Origin of the sequence: Pseudomonas fluorescens (genome assembly GCF_001708445.1) — a bacterium.
GTDB lineage: Bacteria > Pseudomonadota > Gammaproteobacteria > Pseudomonadales > Pseudomonadaceae > Aquipseudomonas > Aquipseudomonas gorinensis.
This window is the reverse complement of sequence record NZ_CP015637.1, coordinates 2,908,263-2,931,149: the sequence shown is the minus strand read 5'-3', so window position 1 is coordinate 2,931,149 and position 22,887 is coordinate 2,908,263. Positions and strand designations below refer to the sequence as shown.

23 protein-coding genes are annotated in these 22,887 nt (G+C 61.7%); 20 read left to right on the top strand and 3 right to left on the bottom strand.

Annotated features, from left to right (window positions below):
- Window position 1 precedes the first annotated feature (1 nt).
- The 6 genes from A7317_RS13020 to tynA all read left to right on the top strand — a co-directional run bounded on the left by A7317_RS13020 (window position 2) and on the right by tynA (window position 5,786).
- The gene (locus A7317_RS13020) at window positions 2-1,150 is read left to right on the top strand and encodes an amine dehydrogenase large subunit (RefSeq protein WP_069075985.1); all 1,149 of its coding nucleotides are present in this window, start codon (window positions 2-4) and stop codon (window positions 1,148-1,150) included.
- A 13-nt stretch (window positions 1,151-1,163) separates the two neighbouring features.
- Window positions 1,164-1,703 (top strand): MauE/DoxX family redox-associated membrane protein, encoded by a 540-nt coding sequence (locus A7317_RS13015; protein WP_069075984.1) that lies wholly within the window; start codon window positions 1,164-1,166, stop codon window positions 1,701-1,703.
- A 3-nt stretch (window positions 1,704-1,706) separates the two neighbouring features.
- Window positions 1,707-2,315, top strand: coding sequence for a methylamine dehydrogenase accessory protein MauD (gene mauD, locus A7317_RS13010; RefSeq protein ID WP_069075983.1), 609 nt, complete (start codon window positions 1,707-1,709; stop codon window positions 2,313-2,315).
- Between the two features lie 18 nt (window positions 2,316-2,333).
- Complete coding sequence (locus tag A7317_RS13005; RefSeq protein WP_069075982.1) at window positions 2,334-2,855, top strand: methylamine dehydrogenase light chain; 522 nt, start codon at window positions 2,334-2,336, stop codon at window positions 2,853-2,855.
- Window positions 2,856-2,868: 13 nt separating this feature from the next.
- The gene (locus A7317_RS13000) at window positions 2,869-3,390 is read left to right on the top strand and encodes a cytochrome C (protein WP_069075981.1); all 522 of its coding nucleotides are present in this window, start codon (window positions 2,869-2,871) and stop codon (window positions 3,388-3,390) included.
- Window positions 3,391-3,497: 107 nt separating this feature from the next.
- A complete protein-coding gene (tynA, locus tag A7317_RS12995; RefSeq protein ID WP_069075980.1) occupies window positions 3,498-5,786 on the top strand; it encodes a primary-amine oxidase in 2,289 nt (762 codons plus the stop codon).
- A gap of 50 nt (window positions 5,787-5,836) precedes the next feature.
- On the opposite strand, the gene feaR is transcribed toward tynA, so the two are convergent.
- From feaR to paaY, 3 genes are all read right to left on the bottom strand, one after another.
- Window positions 5,837-6,751, bottom strand: a complete 915-nt coding sequence (gene feaR, locus A7317_RS12990) for a transcriptional regulator FeaR (RefSeq protein ID WP_069075979.1) — start codon at window positions 6,749-6,751, stop codon at window positions 5,837-5,839.
- A gap of 83 nt (window positions 6,752-6,834) precedes the next feature.
- On the bottom strand, window positions 6,835-7,758 hold the full coding sequence (gene paaX, locus A7317_RS12985; protein WP_069075978.1) for a phenylacetic acid degradation operon negative regulatory protein PaaX: 924 nt from the start codon (window positions 7,756-7,758) through the stop codon (window positions 6,835-6,837).
- Between the two features lie 79 nt (window positions 7,759-7,837).
- Window positions 7,838-8,434: a phenylacetic acid degradation protein PaaY gene (paaY, locus tag A7317_RS12980; RefSeq protein WP_069075977.1), complete on the bottom strand. Its 597-nt coding sequence runs from the start codon at window positions 8,432-8,434 to the stop codon at window positions 7,838-7,840.
- Window positions 8,435-8,763: 329 nt separating this feature from the next.
- Between paaY and paaF the strand changes: the two genes are divergently transcribed.
- From paaF to paaZ, 14 genes are all read left to right on the top strand, one after another.
- Window positions 8,764-9,537, top strand: coding sequence for a 2,3-dehydroadipyl-CoA hydratase PaaF (gene paaF / locus A7317_RS12975; protein ID WP_069075976.1), 774 nt, complete (start codon window positions 8,764-8,766; stop codon window positions 9,535-9,537).
- 29 nt (window positions 9,538-9,566) lie between these two features.
- Complete coding sequence (gene paaG / locus A7317_RS12970) at window positions 9,567-10,358, top strand: 2-(1,2-epoxy-1,2-dihydrophenyl)acetyl-CoA isomerase PaaG (RefSeq protein ID WP_069075975.1); 792 nt, start codon at window positions 9,567-9,569, stop codon at window positions 10,356-10,358.
- Window positions 10,359-10,361: 3 nt separating this feature from the next.
- Complete coding sequence (gene paaH / locus A7317_RS12965) at window positions 10,362-11,879, top strand: 3-hydroxyacyl-CoA dehydrogenase PaaH (protein ID WP_069075974.1); 1,518 nt, start codon at window positions 10,362-10,364, stop codon at window positions 11,877-11,879.
- Window positions 11,872-12,321 (top strand): hydroxyphenylacetyl-CoA thioesterase PaaI, encoded by a 450-nt coding sequence (gene paaI, locus A7317_RS12960; RefSeq protein ID WP_069075973.1) that lies wholly within the window; start codon window positions 11,872-11,874, stop codon window positions 12,319-12,321. Before paaH ends, paaI begins: the two co-directional genes overlap by 8 nt.
- Complete coding sequence (gene pcaF / locus A7317_RS12955; protein ID WP_069075972.1) at window positions 12,314-13,519, top strand: 3-oxoadipyl-CoA thiolase; 1,206 nt, start codon at window positions 12,314-12,316, stop codon at window positions 13,517-13,519. The genes paaI and pcaF overlap by 8 nt, the downstream gene beginning before the upstream one ends.
- A 105-nt stretch (window positions 13,520-13,624) precedes the next feature.
- Complete coding sequence (gene paaK, locus A7317_RS12950; RefSeq protein WP_069075971.1) at window positions 13,625-14,950, top strand: phenylacetate--CoA ligase PaaK; 1,326 nt, start codon at window positions 13,625-13,627, stop codon at window positions 14,948-14,950.
- A gap of 175 nt (window positions 14,951-15,125) precedes the next feature.
- Window positions 15,126-16,115 (top strand): 1,2-phenylacetyl-CoA epoxidase subunit PaaA, encoded by a 990-nt coding sequence (gene paaA, locus A7317_RS12945; protein WP_069075970.1) that lies wholly within the window; start codon window positions 15,126-15,128, stop codon window positions 16,113-16,115.
- A gap of 15 nt (window positions 16,116-16,130) precedes the next feature.
- Window positions 16,131-16,412 carry a 1,2-phenylacetyl-CoA epoxidase subunit PaaB gene (gene paaB, locus A7317_RS12940; RefSeq protein WP_007943393.1) on the top strand — a complete coding sequence of 94 codons (282 nt, stop codon included), beginning with the start codon at window positions 16,131-16,133 and terminating at the stop codon, window positions 16,410-16,412.
- A gap of 8 nt (window positions 16,413-16,420) precedes the next feature.
- Window positions 16,421-17,182, top strand: a complete 762-nt coding sequence (paaC, locus tag A7317_RS12935; protein ID WP_069075969.1) for a 1,2-phenylacetyl-CoA epoxidase subunit PaaC — start codon at window positions 16,421-16,423, stop codon at window positions 17,180-17,182.
- Window positions 17,169-17,693 carry a 1,2-phenylacetyl-CoA epoxidase subunit PaaD gene (gene paaD, locus A7317_RS12930; RefSeq protein ID WP_069075968.1) on the top strand — a complete coding sequence of 175 codons (525 nt, stop codon included), beginning with the start codon at window positions 17,169-17,171 and terminating at the stop codon, window positions 17,691-17,693. Before paaC ends, paaD begins: the two co-directional genes overlap by 14 nt.
- Window positions 17,694-17,726: 33 nt before the next feature.
- A complete protein-coding gene (gene paaE, locus A7317_RS12925; RefSeq protein ID WP_069075967.1) occupies window positions 17,727-18,803 on the top strand; it encodes a 1,2-phenylacetyl-CoA epoxidase subunit PaaE in 1,077 nt (358 codons plus the stop codon).
- Window positions 18,804-18,850: 47 nt separating this feature from the next.
- Window positions 18,851-19,159, top strand: a complete 309-nt coding sequence (locus A7317_RS12920) for a DUF485 domain-containing protein (protein WP_069075966.1) — start codon at window positions 18,851-18,853, stop codon at window positions 19,157-19,159.
- Window positions 19,156-20,802, top strand: a complete 1,647-nt coding sequence (locus tag A7317_RS12915) for a cation acetate symporter (protein ID WP_081329191.1) — start codon at window positions 19,156-19,158, stop codon at window positions 20,800-20,802. Before A7317_RS12920 ends, A7317_RS12915 begins: the two co-directional genes overlap by 4 nt.
- Before the next feature lie 30 nt (window positions 20,803-20,832).
- Window positions 20,833-22,881: a phenylacetic acid degradation bifunctional protein PaaZ gene (gene paaZ, locus A7317_RS12910; RefSeq protein ID WP_069075965.1), complete on the top strand. Its 2,049-nt coding sequence runs from the start codon at window positions 20,833-20,835 to the stop codon at window positions 22,879-22,881.
- Window positions 22,882-22,887 lie beyond the last annotated feature (6 nt).

The following is a 22,887-nucleotide window of genomic DNA, read 5'->3' as shown; positions in this document are numbered from 1 at the left end:
AATGCGAGCCACCAGAATCACCGTTCCCTCAGCGCTGGGCATCAGCCTGTTGGTACTGGGTTTGAATACGGCCAACGCGGACCTGCCGGCCGACACCATCGGCAACACCGTGTTGGCGTTTCCACCTGAAGCCCACCGCGCGTTTATCGTCGACGTCGAGTTCGAAAGCTTTGTGGTAGGCCGCGTCACCGTGGTCGACCCCGATAAAAAACGCGTGCTCGGCATGGTCCCCACGGGCTTTGCTGCCCCCTCCACGCTCAGTCACGACCAGAAAACCCTGTACAGCGCTGACATCTTCTACTCACGCGGCACCCGTGGCACCCGCACCGACGTGCTGACCGCCTGGGACAGCTCCACCCTCTCGCCAGCCTGGGAGGTATTGATTCCCAGCAAGCGCGCCGAGTCGCTGACCCAGCGCTACGGCCTGAAAACCAGCGCCGATGACCGCTTCGTCTACGTCTACAACTTCACACCGTCCACCTCGGTGACCGTGGTGGACACCCAGGCCAAGACTGTTACCGCCGAGCTGGCGATTCCCGGTTGCGTGCTCAACTACCCGGTGGGCAATCGTCGCTTTGCCTCACTTTGCGGCGATGGCAGCCTGCAGGTGGTCACGCTCAACGATCAGGGCCAGGAAACGGCTCGCAGCCGCACAGCGTTCTTCGACCCGAATGCAGAGAAGCTCAACGAGCGCGCGGTGAACGTGGGCGACACCTACTACTTCACCACCACTACGGGTACGGTGCGCCCGGTGGATTTCTCGGGAGACGCGCCGAAAATCCTCGGTTCCTGGACGCTCACCACCGAGGCGGAAAAGCAAGCCGGCTGGGCGCCAGGAGGCTGGCAGTTGATGGCGGTCGCGCCGAAGCTGAACCGCCTGTACGTGCTGATGCACGACGCCCATGAACCAATGAAGTGGGAAGACCCCAGCCCGCTGATCTGGGCGTTCGATCTCAAGACCCACAAAAAAGTCGCCACCCTGGAAGCGCCGGTGCCGGTGTGGAGCCTGCAAGCGACCGGCGATGACAAGCCGTTGCTGCTTGGCGCCGACATCGAAGGGGGCCTGCAGATCTTCGACCTCAAGACCAACAAGCTCAACGCCAGCATGCCCAAGGTCGCCAAAACCGCGACCCAGATCATGAGCTACTAAGGGAGGCTCGGCTATGCACTTAGACCCGATCTTCATCCTCACCAGTGCGCTCACGCTCGCGGTATTGCTGGCTAGCGCCGCGACCCACAAGGTGCGCGCACCGGCACGTTTCGCCAAGCAGTTGGCGGACTATCAACTGTTGCCCGATTCAGCGGTACGCCCCCTTGCCCGAGTGATCCCCCTGGTGGAGTTGATGGTGGCTTTTGCGTTGTTGGTCCCCGCCAGTCGAGGCGGAGCGGCACTGGCTGCCGCTGGCCTGATTGCGCTGTACGCCCTGGCGATCGCGATCAACTTGTGGCGCGGCCGTCGGGATATCGACTGCGGCTGTGCAGGCCCGGACCAGGCACAACCACTTCGCCCGCTCCTGCTGCTGCGCAACAGCGCACTGGTGGGGCTGGCACTGCTCGCTGGCGTGGCACCGGTGGCCCGTGACCTGGGTGTTTTCGATAGTTTTGTCAGCGTAGCGGCCACCGCCGTGCTGCTGCTGGTTTACGCCGCGGCCGACGGCCTGCTGGCGAACTCCCCTCTTCTGCTCAAACTGATTGGTAGGTGATCAATGGAAGGTTTAATCGTATCCAACGTGTTGCTCTGGGTGTTGCTGGTGGCCGTGGCGTTTGTGGTCATGGGCCTGGTCCGCCAGATTGGTGTGCTCCACGGCCGCCTGGCGCCAGCCGGCGCGCTGATGGTCGACAAGGGCGTGGCCGTGAACGAAGCCGCTCCGCAAGTCACTGCTTCCGACCGTAACGGCCGCCCGGTGAACTTCGGCTACGCCGGCGAAAAGAACCAATTGCTGTTCTTTCTCTCGCCCACTTGCCCCATCTGCAAGTCGCTGTTGCCAGCAATCAAATCCATTGCCAGGGAACAGGCCGACCGCCTCGACGTGGTTTTCATCAGCGATGGCGACATGGACGCCCAGCAAGCGCTGATCCGCGAACACAAACTGGAGCACGCCACTTACGTAGTCGGCCCGGAAGTGGGCATGACCTATCAGATCGGCAAGCTGCCGTATGCCGCGCTGATCGACAAGAACGGCACCCTGCGTGCAAAGGGCCTGGTCAACTCACGCGAGCACCTGGACAGCCTGTTCGAAGTCGAGCACCTCAACAGCGCCACGCTGCAGGAATACCTGAACAGCCAGCCGCACCCACACGTCCACAGCCACTGATCTAGGCAGGAATACCTCATGAAACTACTGGACCTGTTGTTTGAACGCTCCACGCGCCGGGTAGCCGACACAACGTCTCGGCGCAAATTACTGTCTCGCATGGGCTCGTTGATGGTAGCTGGCGCCGCGCTACCGCTGTTGCTGCCCCTGGACCGCACCAGCAAGGCCCTTGCTGCCGACAACCCGAAAGCGGGCGACCCCGGCGACCCGAATACTTGTGACTACTGGCGCTACTGCTCCATTGACGGCTTCTTGTGCAGTTGCTGCGGCGGCTCGGTCACCTCGTGCCCACCGGGCACCGAGGCGTCGCAGGTCACCTGGATCGGCACCTGCCGTAACCCGGCCGATGGCAAGGACTACATCATTTCGTACAACGATTGCTGCGGTAAGCAAAGCTGCGCCCAATGCGCCTGCACCCGTAACGACAGTGAAGAACCGGCCTATCGCCCATTCAACAACAACGATGTGAATTGGTGCCTGGCCGCCAAATCCCACATCTACCACTGCACCGTGTCGGTCATTCGCGGCGTCGCGGTCTAAGAAGGAGGCGGTCATGCGTAGGTTGCTAGCCCTCGGTCTCGCCTGTGTGATGACCGCTCCCCTGGCGTACGCCAGGGCTATTCCCAACCCGGCGCAGCGGCATGCGCCGGGCAATGAAGCGCCGCAAACCCCGATTTCACAAGCCGGCTACAGCAACAGCGTGAACTATCAACTGCAGTGCGCCGGCTGCCACCTGGGCGACGGCATGGGGTCGGCTGCCAACGACACGCCCCGACTCAAGGGGTTTGTCGGTAATTTCCTCAAAGTGCCGGGCGGGCGTGAGTTTCTCGTGCGGGTACCCGGGATGTCACAGTCGGCGTTGAACAATGCCCAGTTGGCCGACCTGCTGAACTGGCTCGTGCGCAAAGACGGCATGGCCGGCAGCAGCACGCCAATGGACTACACGCCCTACACCGCGAAAGAGGTCAAGACACTGCGCGAGGAGGCTATGCTCAACTTGCCAGGCACCCGCGCTACGCTGGTCAAGGCGATGCGTGACCGGGGAATTGCGATTGATGATGGGATGAGCTACTGATTCAGGCACGCAGCCAAAGTATTTTGGCGAGAATCCAAATGCATCGCTCTACAGGCTGTAGCAAAGTGCGCTGTCACTGTCCTCGGTTTTCCTCAAGGAACTCAGCCATGTTTTCGTCCGCCGCTTTGCTCAAAAGAACCCCCCTGGCCCGGCTCGCACTGGCCATTGCCCTGGGAGCTTTCGGCTTGCCTGGCTTGCAATCCGCGGCGCAGGCCCATGGCGGTACTGCCGAAATGGTGCCGCTGCAATCGACCCTTGAAGCGTTTGGCGCCTCCGTCAAATGGGACGACTACGCCAACTTATTCGTGATTGCCAAGGACGGCGCCTACGTCAAGGTCAAGCCTGACAGCAAGGTCGCCATACTCAACGGCAAGCGCATGGAGTTGCAGGTGCCGGTGGTGTTCAAGGGCAAGACCGCGTACATGTCCAAGGACTTTATCAACCAGGTGTTCCAATCCGGCCTGGACAAGACCTTTATCGTCGAGACCCGCCCCAGCCCGCTCAACCCGCTGAGCGCGGATGAGATCAACAGCGCAGTCGAGATCATCAAGCACTCGGCACACTACAAGCCAGGTTTGCGCTTCACCGAAGTGTCGGTGCACACGCCGCCCAAGGATCAGGTGTGGAATTTCATCTACAGCGGACAGAAACCGACCCAGTCGCGCCAGGCCAATATCGTGGTGCTTGATGGCAAGCATGTGATCGAGGGCCAGGTCGACCTGGACAGCAAGTCGCTGCTGTCCTGGAAGCCAATTGAAGGCGCCCATGGCATGGTGCTGCTGGACGACTTCGCCACCGTGCAATCGGTGATCACCACCAGCACTGAATATGCCCAGGCATTGGCCAAGCGTGGCATCACCGACATCAAGAAAGTGGTGACAACGCCGTTGACCGTCGGTTACTTCGACGGAAAGGACGGTCTAGTCCAGGACAAGCGCCTGCTGAAAATCGTCAGCTACCTCGACACCGGTGACGGCAACTACTGGGCACACCCGATTGAGGGCTTGGTGGCAGTGGTCGATCTTGAGCAGAAAAAACTGATCAAAGTCGAAGATGGCGCTGTTGTCCCTATACCGATGAAACCCACCCCATATGACGGCCGGGGCCGCAAGGGCGTGGCGCTCAAGCCGCTGGAGATCATTGAGCCGGAAGGCAAGAACTACACCATCACCGGCAACAGCATCCATTGGCAGAACTGGGATTTTCATGTGCGCCTCGACTCCCGCGTCGGGCCGATCCTGTCCACGGTCACTTATGACGACAAGGGCAAGAAACGCAAGATCATGTACGAAGGCAACCTGGGCGGTATGATCGTGCCGTACGGCGACCCGGATGCCGGCTGGTACTTCAAGGCCTACCTTGATTCGGGCGACTACGGCATGGGCACCCTCACCTCGCCGATTGCGCGTGGCAAAGACGCCCCGGAAAACGCCGTGCTGCTGGACGCAACCATTGCCGACTACACCGGCGCCCCGACCACCATCCCCCATGCGATTGCGGTGTTCGAGCGCTACGCCGGCCCCGAATACAAACACCAGGAAATGGGCCAGCCCAACATCAGCGCCGAACGGCGAGAGCTGGTGATCCGCTGGATCAGCACCGTGGGTAACTACGACTACATCTTCGACTGGGTATTCCAGCAGAACGGCACCATCGGTATCGACGCCGGCGCCACCGGCATCGAAGCGGTCAAGGGTGTCAAATCCAAGACCATGCACGAGGCCACCGCCAAGGAAGACACACGCTACGGCACGCTGCTGGACCACAACATCGTCGGCACCACCCACCAGCATATCTACAACTTCCGCTTGGACATGGACATCGACGGCGAGAACAACTCACTGGTGGAAGTGAACCCGGTGGTTGCGCCCAACGACCGTGGTGGGCCGCGCACCAGCACCATGCAGACCGAACAACGAGTGGTCAGCACCGAGCAGCAGGCCGCACAGAAGTTCGACCCCTCCACCGTGCGCCTGTTGACCAACTTCGGTAAGGAAAACAAAGTCGGCAACCCGGTTTCCTACCAGTTGATACCCTACGCCGGCGGTACACACCCGGTGGCCAAGGGCGCCAATTTTGGCAAGGATGAATGGCTCTATCACCGCCTGAGCTTCATGGACAAACAGCTGTGGGTGACGCGCTACAACCCGCAGGAGAAGTACCCGGAGGGCAAGTACCCGAACCGTTCGCAAAGCGACACCGGCCTTGGGCAGTTCACCCAGGACAACCAGTCGATCGAGAACAGCGACGACGTGGTCTGGCTGACCACCGGCACGACTCACATCGCCCGGGCGGAAGAGTGGCCGATCATGCCGACCGAGTGGGTGCACGTACTGCTCAAACCGTGGAATTTCTTTGATGAAACGCCGACACTGAACCTCAACTCACCTAAATGACCCACGTAGCAAAAAGCCCCTGTCACCCTCGCGACAGGGGCTTTTTGGCTTCAGGCGTGTTGCTTGCGATACTCGCCCGGCGAAATGCCAAAGCGCGACTTGAACGCGGTAGAGAAGTAACTCGAATCAGAAAACCCCCACGAATACCCCAATGCCGACAGCTTCTGTTCCGCACACGATTGGCGCAGGGACTCGGCGCATAAATCCAGGCGGCGATTCTTGATGTAGCGCGCCACCACCAACCCCTTGCGCGAAAACATCCGGTACAGCCCACGCATCGAAACCCCAACCTCCCGCGCCAGCAACTCAGGGCACAGGTCTTCGGAGCGAATGTGCTCATCGATGTAGCCAAGGGTCTTGCGAAAGATCCGCTCGTGCAGATCATCGGCCGCATCGCTGTGGGTGATAACCGGGCGCAGCAGGCTGACCACCGCGTCCAGGGTCGCTTCGCTTTCCTGCTGGCTCAAGGTGTTGTGGCGCGTGGCGTCCAGTATCAAGTGGTGGGACAGCGTGGCGATGGGTGACGTTGCGGCGATTCGATGACCACACTTCACCGGATTGAAGCGCAGGGACTGCTCCACCAGCGGGTACGGCAAAATCAACGACAACTGCCGGGAGCTTTCGCTGTAGGTGAAATCGCTGGGCTGTGAAGCGTCGATCAGGGTGATATCACCGGCCGACAACGCCACCCGGTTGTCGCCCTGGGCCATGCAGGCCGTGCCTTCGAGCTGGAACACCGCGAAGTACTTTCTGCCCTCGCCCGCCGCGACCTCCCGTGGCGTGCGGTACAGCCGCGCCTGGCAGGCATCGACAAAACTGAGTTTGAGCGCGCCGCTCTGGTATTCGCGGATATGCCCGGAAAATCCGTCGCCCAGGGTTTGCGCGCTGAAGGCGCCGCAGATCTGGTTGATCTGATGGACCCATTGATCGAACCCATCACGGCGTTGTGCAATTGAAGAATTCATGTGAGGCCTCACGCAGGCTTATTTTTATTATCTACGTCGATCCACGCTAAAACGGACAGCGATATGGCTTGATGGGTGGCGGGTTATTTAAGCCCACCGAAGCGTCGATAGAAGCTTTCGCCGACATCCGGCAAGGGGCCGTCGGCGGTTTCCAGTGCGCTGTTCAACCACTCTTCGGCCTTGGCGAAGATCAGACGGTAGATGTTACGGCACAACTGTCGTGCGGCGCGGCCTTCCCAATCCCCGGGCAATAGCTCGTCCGGCAACTGCGGGTCGCGCAACAGCAATTTGCGATATTCATGCACAAGCAGAACCCGTGCCAGGAAGCAGTCGGCTGGAAGCGGGTTTTCCTGCTCGCGTAGCGCCTGCCAGAGTGGGCGGAACAACTGGATGAATTCGCTGTAATGGGTCGCAAGTTCCTCGATTCTCCAGCTTTCGCGCACTTGCAGACGCAGGGCCTTGGAGGCCAATACGTCCTGGGCGGTGGTTTCGAAGACAATGGTTTCTTCCAGGGCACCCAGGTCCTGTAACGTCGCGTTGACGTCGGCGCGGTCGCTGCGCGGGCAGGCCAACAAGACCGGCGAGATCGCACCAAAACCTTGCCATTCCAGTTCTTCACGCACTTGTTTGCGCTTGTCCTGGGCTAGCTGCGTGAGCATCACCAAGCACCAGGAACCGTCCCAGGCCGGCACGGTGGAGTTGTACACGCGCTTGAAGGCCTTGTCGAAACGCCGACGCCCGGTGCCGGTCAGGCTGTAGTAGCTGCGCCGCCCGACTTTCTCGGCGGTGAGCCAACCCTCTTTGGTCAAACGGAAAATCGAGGTGCGGATCAGCCGTTCATTGATACCAATGGGTTCGAGCAGTTGGATAAGGCTGCCAAGCCAGACGGTGCCACCGTGGGGTTCGATGGCATCCCCATAGAGGGTGATGATCAGCGAACTGGCGCGAATCGGCGTCTGCTCCTGAAAGCGCGTGATCAGGGAATTCAATGGGGCTAGGGACGACATGGGCGTACCGGACAGGAAAAAAGGCTGAAATATACCCGGCGAGCGGGCCTTGTGACCATCCTGCGCATGCAATGAAGGCTCACAGCGTTGCACCCTTGGGCCGCAGGCCACTGTCGCTAACCCGTGGCCGGTCGCGTTCAACCGCCTGCAGTGGCTCGCATTCCTGCATGTGCGTGAGGCAACGCTGGGCCAGTTGCTGGTACTCGCGGGTGCCGGTCTGCTTCCAGCGCACTTCCGCATCGCTGAGGCCGCGCTTGACGCTGGCCGGGGTGCCCATCACCAGGGATTGCTCGGGGCATTCAAAGCCCGCCTTGACGAAGGCTGTGGCCGACACGAATGAACGCGAGCCAATCCTTGCGCCGTCCATGACCACTGCATTCATGCCGACCAGGGCATCTTCGCCTATGCGGCAGCCGTGCAACACCGCACCGTGACCAATATGGCCATTGCGCTCGATCACCGTGTCGCTCTCCGGGAAACCGTGCATGACGCAGGTGTCCTGAATATTAGCGCCCTCCTCCAGCACGATGCGGCCAAAGTCACCACGCAAGCTGGCCAGCGGCCCGACATAACAGTGCGGGCCAATAATGACATCGCCGATGAGTACGGCCGAAGGATGCACATAGGCACTGGGGTCCACCACCGGGGTGAGGCCGTTAAGGCTGTAGCACGTCATAGAAAACTCCTTGAAGGTGCAAAGCGATGCGCATGCAGACTTATTTTGTATCACGTCACATTTAAAACACAAACAACAAAAAACCGTATCGCTTTTAGCGACCCGCTTATAACCCCCGTAAAAAGCAAGATCCGCTCAGGAAATAGCGGCTATGGCCCACAATTCCACCTTGGCCGAAGAGCAGAATCACAAAAATAGGACACACTAATTTAATTTTATTCTTGATTTTGCGTATCGCATTGTAGGTATACTCGGGCAAAACCGGCCAGCTGCGGCCGATCCAACAATAAGCCGGCGTCCACGCCGTGCGTGCACCGAGGGCATCCGCCGTGCCTCAGACCCTTGCCGTCGAGTTTTTTGCACCGGGCGTGCGCCTGATCACCCTGCAGCGCCCCCAGGCGCTGAATGCTCTCAACACCGAACTGCTGAGAGAGCTGGCCGCCGAATTGGCCAGCGCCCAAGCAGACGACGACACCCGCGCCGTAGTGCTCACCGGCAGCCGCAAGGCCTTTGCCGCCGGCGCCGACATCAATGAAATGGCGGAGCACAATCTGGTGGGCATTCTCAATGACCCACGCCAGGCTGCCTGGCACGCCATTACCCATTTCAACAAACCCCTGATCGCGGCGGTAAACGGCTTCGCACTTGGCGGTGGCTGTGAGCTGGCGATGCATGCCGACATTCTCATTGCCGGCGAAGACGCCCGCTTCGGCCAGCCGGAAATCAACCTGGGCATCATGCCCGGCGCTGGTGGCACCCAACGCCTGCTACGGGCAGTGGGCAAGTCCATGGCCATGCAGATGGTGCTCACCGGCGAGCCCATCGATGCCCGCCATGCGCAGCGCGCCGGCCTGGTCAGCGAAGTGACCCAACCTGAGTTCACCGTCGAACGCGCCCTGCAGATCGCCCGCAACATCGCCGGCAAAGCGCCGCTCGCCGTGCGCCTGGCCAAGGAAGCACTGCTCAAGGCGATGGACACAGACCTGGCCAGCGGCCTGCGTTTTGAGCGCCACGCCTTTACCGTTTTGGCCGGCACACGCGACCGCGACGAAGGCATCCGCGCCTTCCAGGAAAAACGCCCGCCGAGCTTCACCGGCCAGTAATCCCAGTCTTCCCAGAGAGCACCCTGATCATGACCTTCGAGCACATCCTGTTTTCCATCGACGCCGGCGTCGCCCTGCTCAGCCTCAATCGGCCGGAGCAACTCAACAGTTTCAATACGCAGATGCACGGCGAAGTCAAAGAAGCCCTCAAGCAAGTGCGCCAGAGCCCAGACGTGCGCGTGTTGCTGCTGACCGGTGAAGGCCGCGGCTTCTGCGCTGGACAAGACCTCAGCGACCGCAACGTCGCACCGGGCAGCGCCGTGCCTGACCTGGGCGAGTCCATGGAGAATTTCTACAACCCGCTGATCCGCCAGCTGCGCGACCTGCCGATGCCGGTGATTTGCGCGGTGAATGGCGTGGCGGCCGGGGCCGGGGCGAATATTCCGCTGGCATGCGACCTCGTGCTGGCCGCACGGTCGGCGAGCTTTATCCAGGCCTTCTGCAAGATCGGCCTGATCCCCGATTCCGGCGGCACCTGGACCTTGCCGCGCCTGGTGGGCATGGCCCGGGCCAAGGCACTGGCGCTGCTGGGCAACCGCTTGAGCGCCGAACAGGCTGAGCAATGGGGGCTGATCTACCGCTGCGTAGACGATGCCGAGCTGCGTAACGAGGCCTTGACCCTCGCACGCCACCTGGCCACCCAACCGACCTACGGCCTGGCACTGATCAAGCGCAGCCTCAACGCCAGCCTGAGCAACACCTTCGACGAACAGCTGGAGCTGGAAAAAGACCTGCAACGCCTGGCCGGGCGCAGTGAGGACTACCGTGAGGGCGTCAGCGCCTTTATGGAAAAACGCACCCCAAGCTTCAAGGGACGCTGAGCCATGACCACACTGAACACCACTGCGCGCATTGCGGTGATCGGCGCCGGCGCGATGGGCGCCGGGATCGCCCAGGTCGCGGCTCAGGCCGGCCATTCGGTGCTGCTGCTGGACAACCGCCCTGGTGCCGCCGCCCAGGCCATCGACGGGATCGACCGGCAATTAGGTAAACGCGTCGAAAAAGGCAAGCTCTCGGCCGATGACCGTGCGGCTACCATCGCTCGCCTGCAGGCGGTGGAGTCCATCGAGGCTTTGGCCGATTGCGCGCTGATTATCGAGGCTATCGTCGAGAACCTGGAGGTCAAGCGCGCCCTCTTCCGCCAGTTGGAAGGTATCTGCGGCGAGCAATGCATCCTGGCCAGCAACACGTCTTCGCTGTCGATTACCAGCATTGCTGCCCAGCTGGAACGTCCACAGCGTTTGCTTGGACTGCATTTTTTCAACCCTGCGCCAGTGATGGCGCTGGTGGAGATTGTCTCCGGCTTGGCCAGCGACCCAGCCTTGGCCGACTGCCTCTACGCAACCGCCCAGGTCTGGGGCAAAAAACCGGTGCACACCCGTTCGACGCCGGGCTTTATCGTCAACCGTGTGGCCCGTCCGTTCTACGCCGAAAGCCTGCGGCTGTTGCAAGAAAGCGTTGCCGACTGTCCGACACTGGATGGGCTGATGCGCGACGCCGGCGGCTTTGCCATGGGCGCATTTGAGCTGATGGACTTGATCGGCCATGACGTCAATTACGCGGTGACCTGCTCGGTGTTTGACGCCTACTACGGCGATAACCGATTCCAACCCTCACTGATCCAAAAAGACCTGGTAGACGCCCGGCGCCTGGGCCGCAAGAGCGGCCAGGGTTTCTACAACTATGCGAACGGTGCCGAGCGCGCATCCGCAAAAACCACCCACAGCGAGCGGACCGTCACCCGCTGCGTGGTCGAAGGTGACTTGGGCATCGCCAACGCATTGATCCCACGCATGCGCGAGCAAGCCATCGAAGTCCTCATCCGCGACGGCCAAGGCCTGCTGCGGGTCGGCGATGCGGTGTTGGCCTTGAGCGACGGGCGCATGGCCTGCCAGCGCGCCCAGGAAGATGGCCTGCGCAACCTGATTCTGCTGGACCTGGCGCATGACTACGGCACTGCGAGCCGCCTCGCCATCAGTTGCGCGGCCGGCATTGACCCGGCGGCCTTTGGAGATGGCGTGGCGCTGCTGCAACACGCCGGGTTCAGCGTCAGCCTGCTCAGCGACAGCCCGGCCCTCGCCGTGCTGCGCACGGTGGCGATGCTTGCCAATGAAGCGGCCGACGCCCTGCTACACGGCGTGGCGTCTGCCGCCGACATCGACCTGGCCATGCGCGCCGGGGTCAATTACCCCCAAGGCCCGCTGGCCTGGGCCGATGCCATTGGCCTGGCCCATGTGCTGCGTGTGCTGGAAAACCTGCAAGCCAGTTATGGCGAAGAACGCTACCGGCCGTCGCTGCTACTGCGCCGTCGCGTGGCCGAAGGGAGACGTTTGCATGACTAATCACGACGCGATGCGCTTGGCCAGTGCCTGCGCCCAAGCCCTGTTCGATCGCGACAGCGCCAGCCAGGGAATGGGCATGCGCCTGCTCTCGGTCGCGCCGGGCACCGCCCGCGTGGGCATGAGCGTGCGCGCCGACATGCTCCAGGGCCACGGCACCTGCCATGGCGGCTACCTGTTTGCACTGGCCGATTCGGCCTTTGCGCTGGCCTGCAACAGTTACAACAACGCCACGGTGGCGATGGGTTGCAGTATCGACTACGTCGCCCCGGCCCGCTTGGGCGACACCCTGAATGCCGAATGCATCGAGCAAAGCCGCTCCGGTCGCATCGGCAACTATGACGTGCGTATCGAAAACCAACAGGGCGAGTTGATCGCGCTGTTCCATGGCAAATCCTACAAAGTGCGCGGCACGGTGCTGGCGCAGGAGACCCCGAATGAATGACGCCCTGATCATCGATGCGGTGCGCACCCCCATCGGCCGTTACGCCGGAGCCTTGAGCAGTGTGCGTGCCGACGACCTCGGCGCAGTGCCGCTGCGCGAATTGCTGCGCCGTCACCCGAACGTGGACTGGAGCACCGTGGACGATGTGATCTACGGCTGCGCCAACCAGGCCGGTGAAGACAACCGCAACGTCGCGCGCATGTCGGCGCTGCTGGCCGGCTTGCCGGTGAACGTGCCAGGCACCACCCTCAACCGCTTGTGCGGCTCCGGGCTGGATGCCATCGGCACCGCCGCACGCGCCATTCGCTGCGGTGAGGCGGGGTTGATGCTGGTGGGCGGCGTAGAGTCGATGTCCCGCGCACCGTTGGTGATGGGCAAGGCCGAGCAGGCGTTTGCGCGCCAAGCCGAGATCCATGACACCACCATCGGCTGGCGCTTCGTTAATCCGCTGATGAAGCAGGCGTATGGCATCGACTCCATGCCGGAGACCGCCGAAAACGTCGCCGCACAGTTCAATATTTCCCGCGCCGACCAGGATGGTTTTGCCCTGCGCAGCCAGCAACGCGCCGGCGCTGCGCAAGCCAGCGGGCGCTTGGCCAAGGAAATCGTCCCAGTCGAAATACCACAGCGCAAGGGCCCGGCCAAGGTCGTGGAGCATGACGAACACCCGCGTGGCGACACCACCCTTGAGCAACTGCAGAAGCTCGGCACGCCGTTTCGCGAAGGCGGCAGTGTCACCGCCGGCAATGCGTCCGGGGTCAATGACGGCGCATGTGCACTGTTGCTGGCCAGCCCGGAAATCGCCAAGGCCTATGGTCTGAAGGCGCGCGGCCGGGTGGTGGCCATGGCCACTGCGGGCGTCGAGCCGCGCATCATGGGCATCGGCCCTGTGCCAGCGACCCTCAAGGTGTTGGAATTGGCCAACCTGAGCCTGGCGGCGATGGACGTAATCGAGCTCAACGAAGCTTTCGCCGCCCAGGGCCTGGCCGTACTGCGCGAACTGGGCCTGGGCGACACCGACCCACGGGTCAACCCCAACGGCGGCGCGATTGCCCTCGGCCATCCGCTGGGCATGAGTGGCGCACGCCTGGTGACGACTGCCCTGCATGAGTTGGAGGAGCGCCAGGGCCGCTATGCCTTGTGCACCATGTGCATCGGCGTCGGCCAAGGCATCGCACTGATCATCGAGCGCCTATAGAGCCAAATAACCTGAATTCCCGGGGAGCCGAGCGGTATCCTTGGGACATGCACTCAAAGCCCTGGTGCAACAGGGCCGGAACACAACAATAATTCGAGTGAAGTCATGAACATGCCAATTGCCCAATCCGTGCTTGAACCTGTGCTGGACCCGCTGGAAACCGCCAGCATCGATGAGTTGCGCCAGCATCAGCTGGAGCGCCTGCGCTGGAGCCTCAACCTCGCGTACAACAATGTGCCGCTGTACCGCCAGCGCTTTGATGCGCTAGGCGTGCACCCCCGCGATATCACTTGCCTGGAAGACCTGGCGAAGTTCCCCTTCACCACCAAGTCAGACCTGCGCGACAACTACCCCTACGGCATGTTCGCGGTGCCTATGCACGACGTGGTACGTCTGCATGCTTCCAGCGGCACCACGGGCAAGCCGACGGTGGTCGGTTACACCCAGAACGACATCGACACTTGGGCCAACGTCGTCGCCCGTTCGATCCGTGCAGCGGGTGGGCGACGGGGAGACAAGGTGCATATTTCCTATGGCTACGGTCTTTTCACTGGCGGCCTGGGCGCGCACTACGGCGCCGAACGCCTGGGCTGTACAGTGATCCCGATGTCTGGCGGCCAGACTGAAAAGCAGGTGCAACTGATCAAGGATTTCCAGCCGGACATCATCATGGTTACGCCCTCCTACATGCTCAACATCGCCGATGAAATCGAACGCCAGGGCCTTGATCCGCAAAAACTCGCGTTGCGCCTGGGCATCTTCGGTGCCGAACCCTGGACCGGCGAGTTACGCAGCGCCATCGAAAACCGCCTGGGCATCACCGCCCTCGACATCTACGGCCTCTCGGAAATCATGGGGCCGGGCGTGGCCATGGAATGCGCCGAAACCAAGGACGGCCCGACCATATGGGAAGACCATTTCTACCCGGAGATCATCGACCCGGTCACCGGTGAAGTGCTGCCGGACGGCCAGATGGGCGAACTGGTGTTCACCTCCCTGAGCAAAGAAGCGCTGCCGATGATCCGTTATCGCACCCGCGACCTGACGCGCCTGCTGCCCGGCACGGCGCGGCCGATGCGGCGCATCGACAAGATCACCGGCCGCAGTGATGACATGCTGATCATACGTGGGGTCAACGTGTTCCCCACTCAGGTTGAAGAACAGGTACTGAAAGTCAAACAGCTGTGCGAGTGCTATGAAATCCATCTGTATCGCAACGGCAATTTGGACAGCGTCGACGTGCATGTGGAGCTCAAGGCCGAGCACCAGCACTTGGGCGAGCAACAGCAAAAAGTAATTGCCGGCGAGCTGAGCCGTCACATCAAAACGTATATTGGGATCAGTACGCGTATCGTTTTGCAGCCCATGCATTCAATCAAACGCTCTGAAGGCAAGGCCTGCCACGTGATCGATAACCGCCCTAAAGCATGACTGCTGCACTTTTTAGCCCCGCTCCGGCGGGGCTTTTTTTTGCTCGCAGGAAAACCATAACCAGTAAAGCGATACAAAAACACTTGTGACACGTTATTTTGTGTTTGATAAATATTTCTGTATCACTTATAAAGTTCTCCATGCCTTTAACAGATTCCAGGCGGGAGACCCCACCATGTACGCACAGCTTGTAGAGACCGGAGTAAAGCGCATCAAGGACCTGTCGGAGATGTCCGAACAGGAGCGCCATTTCCAGGGAAAAATCGACGCCGAAATCAAGATCGAAGCCAAGAACTGGATGCCTGACGCCTACCGTCAAACCCTGATCCGGCAGATCTCCCAGCACGCCCACTCCGAAATCGTCGGCATGCTCCCCGAAGGCAACTGGGTGACCCGTGCGCCGACCCTCAAGCGCAAGCTGCAACTGATGGCCAAGATCCAGGACGAAGCCGGTCACGGCCTGTACCTGTACAGCGCGATGGAAACCCTGGGCGCCGACCGCGATGAAGAGATCGCCAAGCTGCACAGCGGCAAGGCCAAGTATTCGAGCATCTTCAATTACCCGACCCTGAACTGGGCCGACATGGGCGCCGTGGGCTGGCTGGTGGATGGCGCTGCGATCGTCAATCAGGTGGTGCTGCAGCGCACCTCCTATGGCCCCTACTCACGGGCGATGGTGCGCATCTGCAAGGAAGAGAGCTTCCACCAGCGCCAGGGCTACGAAATTCTGCTGACCATGATGCGTCACGGTACCCAGGCGCAAAAAGACATGGTGCAGGACGCGATCAACCGCCTGTGGTGGCCGTCGCTGATGATGTTCGGCCCAAGCGATGAACACTCGCCCAACAGCGCCCAATCAATGGCCTGGAAGATCAAGCGTCAAAGCAACGACGAGCTGCGCCAGCGCTTTATCGACCAGACCATCCCGCAACTGGAACTGCTGGGCTGCACGTGCCCCGACCCGGACTTGAAGTGGAACGCAGAACGCGGCCACTACGACTTCGGCGAGATCCAGTGGAACGAATTCTACGAAGTGCTCAAGGGCAACGGCCCGTGCAACCAGGAACGGGTTGCAACCCGCCGCAAAGCCATTGAAGACGGTGCCTGGGTGCGCGAAGCCGCCGTTGCCCACGCCCGAAAAAAACACAATAAGAACGCTGCCTGATCCGGAGTTACCGCTATGTCTGAATGGACCCTTTTTGAAGTCTTCGTGCGCAGCAAGCACGGCCTCAACCACAAACACGTCGGCAGCGTGCATGCCGCCGATACCACCATGGCCATTGAGAACGCCCGCGAGCTGTACACCCGTCGCAGCGAAGGTGTGAGCCTGTGGGTGGTGCCCTCGGCTCTGATCACCGCTTCGTCGCCGGATGAAAAAGACCCGCTGTTCGACCCCTCCGACGACAAGGTGTACCGCCACGCCAGCTTCTACGAGTTGCCGGCCGAAGTCGGGCACATGTGAGGTCGACCATGAACACGCAAACCGATCTGATCGAATACCTGTTGCGCCTCGGTGACAGCGCCCTGATCCAGGGCCAGCGCCTGTGCGAATGGTGCGGCCACGCGCCGGCGCTGGAAGAAGAACTGGCGCTGATGAACGTCGGCCTCGACTTGGTGGGCCAGGCACGCAACTGGCTCGAATACGCCGCCGAGTTGCTGGACGACGGCCGCACGGCCGACGACCTGGCCTTCCGCCGCGACGAGCGCGCCTACCGCAATCTGCTGCTGGTGGAACAACCCAACGGCGATTACGCAGTGACCATCCTCAAGCAATTTTTGTACGACGCCTGGCACTTGCCGGTGCTGGTGGGCCTGAGCCAGTCCAGTGATCAACGCATCGCCGGGATCGCCGCCAAGGCCGTCAAGGAAGTCACCTACCACCTGCGCCGTTCCGGTGAGTGGGTGGAGCGTCTGGGCGACGGTACCGAGCACAGCCATGCACGCATGCTCGCGGCTATTCCCGAGGTGTGGCGCTTCACCGTCGAACTGGCCAGTACCGATGACAGCGAACAGCGCCTGTACGTTGCCGGCATCACCCCGGACACCGCACAGGTCGCCGCCGCCTGGCAAAACACCGTCAACGATGTGTTTGCCATCGCCACCCTGCCCGTACCGCCGGCACCGAGCTACTTCTACTTGAATGCCCGGCGTGGCCTGCACACCGAGCACCTGGGCATTCTGTTGGCCGAGATGCAGTTTTTGCCCCGAGCGTACCCCGATGCGACCTGGTGAGCTGATCGCCAGCGACCGGCCGGCGCAGCCCACCGAACTGGCCGTCGCCTGGGCCACCCTGGCCTTGGTGATGGACCCGGAAGTGCCGGTGGTCAGCGTGGTCGACCTCGGCATCGTGCGCGACCTCGACTGGCAGGCTGGTCATCTGCATGTGGTGGTCACGCCGACGTACTCCGGCTGCCCCGCCACCGAAGTGATCGAGAGCGATATCCGTGAAGCGCTGGAGCAGGCCGGTTTTCGCGCGCCACACCTGGAGCGCAAGTTGACCCCGGCCTGGTCCACCGACTGGATTACCGAAGAAGGCCGCAAACGCCTACGTGCCTACGGCATCGCACCACCAGTGGGCAGTACCAGCAAGCTCAGGCTGCTCGGTGAAAGCCCGGTTGTGGTCTGCCCGCAATGCGCAAGCACCCACACCGAAGTGCTCAGCGAATTCGGCTCCACTGCCTGCAAGGCGCTGTACCGCTGCCGTGACTGCCTCGAGCCGTTCGACTATTTCAAGTGCATCTGAGGGGTCGTTGGCCACCTCGGTTGGAGAATAAAAATGAGCAAATTTCACAGCTTGATCGTCAAGGATGTGCGCAGCGAAACCCGTGACGCAGTGTCCATCGCCTTCGAGATTCCGCAGCACCTGCAGGACAGTTTTCACTTCACCCAGGGCCAGCACCTGGTGATGCGCACCCAGTTGGACGGCGAAGAAGTACGCCGCTCCTATTCGATCTGCACCGGGGTCAACGACGGTGAACTGCGCATCGCCATCAAGCGCGTGGCAGGCGGGCGTTTTTCGGCGTTTGCCAATGAACAACTCAAGGTCGGGCACCGCCTGGAGGTGATGCCACCCGCCGGGCATTTCCATGTCGAATTGGACCCTGCGCGCCACGGTAACTACCTGGCGGTGGCAGCCGGCAGCGGCATCACGCCGATCCTGTCAATCATCAAGACCACGCTGCAAACAGAGCCCAACAGTCGCGTAACGCTGTTGTATGGCAACCGTTCCAGCTCTGGCGCGTTGTTTCGCGAGCAGCTCGAAGATTTGAAAAACCGCTATCTGCAGCGCCTGAACCTGATCTTCCTGTTCAGCCGCGAACAGCAGGACGTCGACCTCTATAACGGCCGCATCAACGGCGATAAGTGCGAGCAGCTCTTCTCCCGCTGGCTGGACGTCAAGCAACTCGACGCCGCGTTTATCTGCGGCCCGCAGGAAATGACCGAGACCGTTCGCGACAGTCTCAAGGCCCGAGGCATGCCGGCTGAGCGTATTCATTTCGAGCTGTTCGCCGCCGCCGGCAGCCAGCAAAAGCGTGAAGCCCGCGAAGCCGCACGCGAACTGGACGCCGCCGTCAGCCAGATCACCGTGATCAGCGACGGCCGCGCCCTGGCCTTCGACCTGCCGCGCAACAGCCAGAGCATCCTCGACGCTGGCAACGCCCAGGGCGCCGAGCTGCCGTATTCGTGCAAGGCCGGCGTGTGCTCCACCTGCAAGTGCAAGGTCATCGAAGGCGAAGTGGAAATGGACAGCAACCACGCCCTGGAGGACTACGAAGTAGCCGCCGGCTACGTTCTGTCGTGCCAAGCCTTCCCGATCAGCGACAAGGTGGTACTGGACTTCGACCAACTCTGACGCGTGCAGCCACACCCCAACACAACAATAAAAAGGACCACAGCGCCATGACCCTCGACGACATCGAACGCATCCACCGGCACCCCGACTTTATCCAGTTGGTACGGCGCAAACAGCGCCTGTACTGGTCACTGTCGCTGATCATGTTGGTGGTTTATTTCGGCTTTGTGCTGTTGGTGGCGTTCTCCCCCGCCACCCTGGGGCGGTCCCTGAGCGGTGGCGTCACCACGGTAGGCATGCTGGTGGGCGTAGTGATCGTGCTGTTGGCCTTTGCGCTGACCGGTTTTTATGTGCACCGCGCCAACCATGTGATCGACCCGCTCAACGACAAACTCAAGCAGGAGTGCGCCGCATGAGCCGTTTGATTGCGTGGTGCCTATTGCCCATGGCGTTGGTCACTGACCTGGCCATCGCTGCCGATGGCGTGGCGCGGCCACTGAACTGGAACGCCATCGGCATGTTCCTGGTGTTTGTGCTGTTCACGTTTGGCGTGACGCGCTGGGCGGCGTTGCGCACGCGTTCGGCGAGTGACTTTTACACCGCCGGCGGCGGCATGACCGGTTTCCAGAACGGCCTTGCGATTGCCGGTGACATGATCTCGGCAGCCTCCTTTTTGGGCATCTCTGCGATGATGTTCCTCAACGGCTATGACGGCTTGCTCTATGCCCTGGGCGTATTGGCCGGCTGGCCGATAATCCTGTTCCTGATCGCCGAACGCCTGCGCAACCTGGGCAAGTACACCTTTGCCGACGTGGTGTCGTACCGTCTGGAGCAAACCCCTGTACGCCTCACTTCGGCCTTCGGCACCCTCACCGTGGCGCTGATGTACCTGGTAGCGCAGATGGTCGGCGCGGGCAAATTGATCGAGCTGCTGTTCGGCATCGACTACTTGTATGCGGTGATGCTGGTGGGTGTGCTAATGGTGTTCTACGTGACCTTTGGCGGCATGCTCGCGACCACCTGGGTGCAGATCATCAAGGCGGTGATGCTGCTGTTCGGCACCACATTCATGGCCTTCATGGTGCTCAAGCATTTCGGTTTCAGCACCGAGGCGATGTTTGCCGGCGCCACGGCCGTGCATGCCAAGGGCGGCGCAATCATGGCGCCGGGCGGTTTGTTGTCCAACCCCATTGATGCGATTTCCCTCGGCGTGGGCATGATGTTCGGCACCGCCGGCCTGCCCCATATCCTCATGCGCTTCTTTACCGTCAGCGATGCCAAGGAAGCACGCAAGAGCGTGTTCTATGCCACCGGGTTCATTGGTTATTTCTACCTGCTGCTGATCGTGGTGGGCTTTGGCGCCATCGTCATGGTCGGCGCCGACCCGGCGTTCCGTGACGCCAACGGCGCGATCATCGGCGGCGGCAATATGATCGCGGTGCACTTGGCGCAGGCGGTGGGCGGCAACCTGTTTCTCGGGTTCATTTCGGCGGTGGCGTTTGCCACGATCCTGGCAGTGGTGGCCGGACTGGCGTTGTCTGGCGCTTCGGCGGTGTCCCACGACCTGTATGCCTGCGTCATGCGCAAAGGCCAGGCCACCGAGCAGCAGGAGATCCGCGTGTCGCGCGTCGCCACGCTGTGCATCGGTGTGCTGGCGATCATCCTCGGCCTATTGTTCGAATCGCAGAACATCGCGTTTCTCTCCGGCCTGGTGCTGGCGATTGCGGCGTCGGTGAATTTCCCGGTGCTATTCCTTTCGATGTACTGGAAGGGCCTGACCACTCGCGGCGCCGTGACCGGCAGCCTGGCCGGGCTGGTTTCGGCGATTGTACTGCTGGTGCTGAGCCCTGCGGTGTGGGTCAACGTGCTGCATTACAACAAAGCGCTGTTCCCTTACTCCAACCCGGCGCTGTTTTCCATGAGCCTGGCGTTTTTCAGCGCTTGGCTGTTTTCCGTCACCGACACCTCGCCGCGTGCAGCCCTTGAGCGCGGCCGATACCTGGCGCAGTTCATCCGTTCCATGACCGGAATCGGCGCCTCGGACGCCAGCAAACACTAACCCTTGAATGTCTACCCTGGAGGAATCGTGATGCCTCACGCCCCTACCCTGCAAAGCTTTATCGCCGGTCGCTGGATCGGCCAACACGGTGCCCAAGTCCTGCGCAGCGCCATCGACGGCCACGAACTCGCACGCACCCATGAAGAGCGTCCGGACTTCGCCGAAGCCGTCGCCCACGGCCGCAGCCTGGGCGTCAGCGGCTTGATGGCGCTGGACTTCCAGCAACGGGCCCAACGCCTCAAGGCATTGGCGCTGTACCTGAGCGAGCGCAAGGAACAGCTCTACGCGATCTCCCACCACAGCGGCGCAACCCGCGCCGACAGCTGGATCGACATCGAAGGCGGCAACAGCACCCTCTTCACCTACGCCAGCCTCGGCTCGCGGGAATTGCCATCGGGCAATATTGTCCACGAAGGACCGGCGCAGCCATTGGGTAAAAAAGGCACGTTCGCCGGCACCCATATCCTGGTGCCACGTGGCGGCCTGGCGGTGCACATCAACGCCTTCAACTTCCCGATCTGGGGCATGCTGGAAAAATTCGCCCCGAGCTTTTTGGCCGGCGTGCCCTGCATCGTCAAACCCGCCAGCGCCACCAGCTACCTGACCGAAGCCGTGGTGCGCCTGATGGACGAGTCCGGCCTGTTACCGGCGGGCAGCCTGCAACTGGTGATCGGCAGCACCGGTGACCTGCTCGACCGCCTGCAAGGCCAAGACGTGGTGACCTTCACCGGTTCCGCCGACACGGCGGCCAAGCTACGGGTGAACCCGAACCTGATCCGCAATTCGGTGCCGTTCAATGCCGAGGCCGACTCGCTGAACTGCGCAATCCTCGCCCCGGACGTGACGCCGGACGATGAAGAGTTCGAGCTGTTCATCAAAGAAGTCGCCCGCGAAATGACCGTCAAGGCCGGGCAGAAATGCACCGCCATCCGCCGCGCCATTGTGCCGGCCAAGCACATTGATGCGGTCGCCAGCCGCCTGCGCGAGCGCTTGGCCAAGGTGGTCGTCGGTGATCCGTCGGTGGAAGGCGTGCGCATGGGGCCTCTGGCGTCCCATGATCAACAGAAGGATGTGGCCGAACGCTTGGAGGCTTTGTTGCACAGCAGCGAGCTGCTATTCGGCGCTCGCGACGGTTTCGAGCCGCGTGGCGAAAACGTCAGCCAAGGCGCGTTCTTTGCACCGACCCTGCTGCAATCACGCGACCCACACGCCGAAGGCGGCGCCCACGATATCGAAGCCTTTGGCCCGGTCAGCACACTGATGGCCTACGACGATCTGGACGAAGCCCTGGCCCTGGCCGCGCGCGGCAAAGGCAGCCTGGTGGCAAGCCTGATCACCAAAGACCCGCAGATCGCCGCCAAAGCCATACCGGTGGCTGCTGCCTGGCACGGCCGCTTGCTGGTACTCGACCGCGAATCCGCCGCGGAATCCACCGGCCACGGCTCGCCCCTGCCTCAACTCAAGCACGGCGGCCCAGGGCGCGCCGGCGGCGGTGAAGAACTCGGCGGCCTGCGCGCGGTGAAACACTACCTGCAACGCGCTGCAGTACAAGGCTCGCCAACCATGCTGGCGGCCGTCACCGGCGAACACATACGCGGCGCCAAGGTCATCGAGACCGAAGTACACCCGTTCCGGCGCTTCTTCCAGGACCTGCAAGTCGGAGAATCCCTCCTGACCCACCGCCGCACCGTCACCGAGGCAGACTTGGTGAACTTCGGCTGCCTGTCGGGCGATCACTTCTACATGCACTTCGACGACATCGCCGCCAAGGAATCGCAGTTCGGCAAGCGGATCGCCCATGGTTACTTCGTGCTGTCGGCGGCGGCCGGGTTGTTTGTGTCACCAGCGCCAGGACCGGTATTGGCTAACTACGGCCTGGATACCCTGCGGTTTATCAACCCGGTGGGCATCGGCGACACCATCCAGGCCCGCCTGACCTGCAAACGCAAAATCGACCAGGGCAAGAAGAGCCCGCAAGGCATTGCGCAAGGGGTGGTAGCGTGGGATGTGGAGGTGACCAACCAGATGGGCGAACTGGTCGCCAGTTATGACATTCTGACGTTAGTCGTAAAGCGCTAAGACTCA

Excerpts from the sequence above, each read along its gene's own strand:
- mauD (WP_069075983.1), top strand. The coding sequence starts at position 1,707 with ATGGAAGGTTTAATCGTATCCAACGTGTTGCTCTGGGTGTTGCTGGTG.
- paaB (WP_007943393.1), top strand. The coding sequence starts at position 16,131 with ATGTCTGAATGGACCCTTTTTGAAGTCTTCGTGCGCAGCAAGCACGGC.
- paaY (WP_069075977.1), bottom strand. The coding sequence starts at position 8,434 with ATGACGTGCTACAGCCTTAACGGCCTCACCCCGGTGGTGGACCCCAGT.
- A7317_RS13020 (WP_069075985.1), top strand. The coding sequence starts at position 2 with ATGCGAGCCACCAGAATCACCGTTCCCTCAGCGCTGGGCATCAGCCTG.
- A7317_RS13015 (WP_069075984.1), top strand. The coding sequence starts at position 1,164 with ATGCACTTAGACCCGATCTTCATCCTCACCAGTGCGCTCACGCTCGCG.
- paaK (WP_069075971.1), top strand. The coding sequence starts at position 13,625 with ATGAACATGCCAATTGCCCAATCCGTGCTTGAACCTGTGCTGGACCCG.
- A7317_RS13000 (WP_069075981.1), top strand. The coding sequence starts at position 2,869 with ATGCGTAGGTTGCTAGCCCTCGGTCTCGCCTGTGTGATGACCGCTCCC.
- paaE (WP_069075967.1), top strand. The coding sequence starts at position 17,727 with ATGAGCAAATTTCACAGCTTGATCGTCAAGGATGTGCGCAGCGAAACC.
- paaI (WP_069075973.1), top strand. The coding sequence starts at position 11,872 with ATGACTAATCACGACGCGATGCGCTTGGCCAGTGCCTGCGCCCAAGCC.
- A7317_RS12915 (WP_081329191.1), top strand. The coding sequence starts at position 19,156 with ATGAGCCGTTTGATTGCGTGGTGCCTATTGCCCATGGCGTTGGTCACT.
- A7317_RS13005 (WP_069075982.1), top strand. The coding sequence starts at position 2,334 with ATGAAACTACTGGACCTGTTGTTTGAACGCTCCACGCGCCGGGTAGCC.
- tynA (WP_069075980.1), top strand. The coding sequence starts at position 3,498 with ATGTTTTCGTCCGCCGCTTTGCTCAAAAGAACCCCCCTGGCCCGGCTC.
- A7317_RS12920 (WP_069075966.1), top strand. The coding sequence starts at position 18,851 with ATGACCCTCGACGACATCGAACGCATCCACCGGCACCCCGACTTTATC.
- paaA (WP_069075970.1), top strand. The coding sequence starts at position 15,126 with ATGTACGCACAGCTTGTAGAGACCGGAGTAAAGCGCATCAAGGACCTG.
- paaC (WP_069075969.1), top strand. The coding sequence starts at position 16,421 with ATGAACACGCAAACCGATCTGATCGAATACCTGTTGCGCCTCGGTGAC.
- paaX (WP_069075978.1), bottom strand. The coding sequence starts at position 7,758 with ATGTCGTCCCTAGCCCCATTGAATTCCCTGATCACGCGCTTTCAGGAG.
- pcaF (WP_069075972.1), top strand. The coding sequence starts at position 12,314 with ATGAATGACGCCCTGATCATCGATGCGGTGCGCACCCCCATCGGCCGT.
- paaD (WP_069075968.1), top strand. The coding sequence starts at position 17,169 with ATGCGACCTGGTGAGCTGATCGCCAGCGACCGGCCGGCGCAGCCCACC.
- feaR (WP_069075979.1), bottom strand. The coding sequence starts at position 6,751 with ATGAATTCTTCAATTGCACAACGCCGTGATGGGTTCGATCAATGGGTC.
- paaZ (WP_069075965.1), top strand. The coding sequence starts at position 20,833 with ATGCCTCACGCCCCTACCCTGCAAAGCTTTATCGCCGGTCGCTGGATC.
- paaH (WP_069075974.1), top strand. The coding sequence starts at position 10,362 with ATGACCACACTGAACACCACTGCGCGCATTGCGGTGATCGGCGCCGGC.
- paaG (WP_069075975.1), top strand. The coding sequence starts at position 9,567 with ATGACCTTCGAGCACATCCTGTTTTCCATCGACGCCGGCGTCGCCCTG.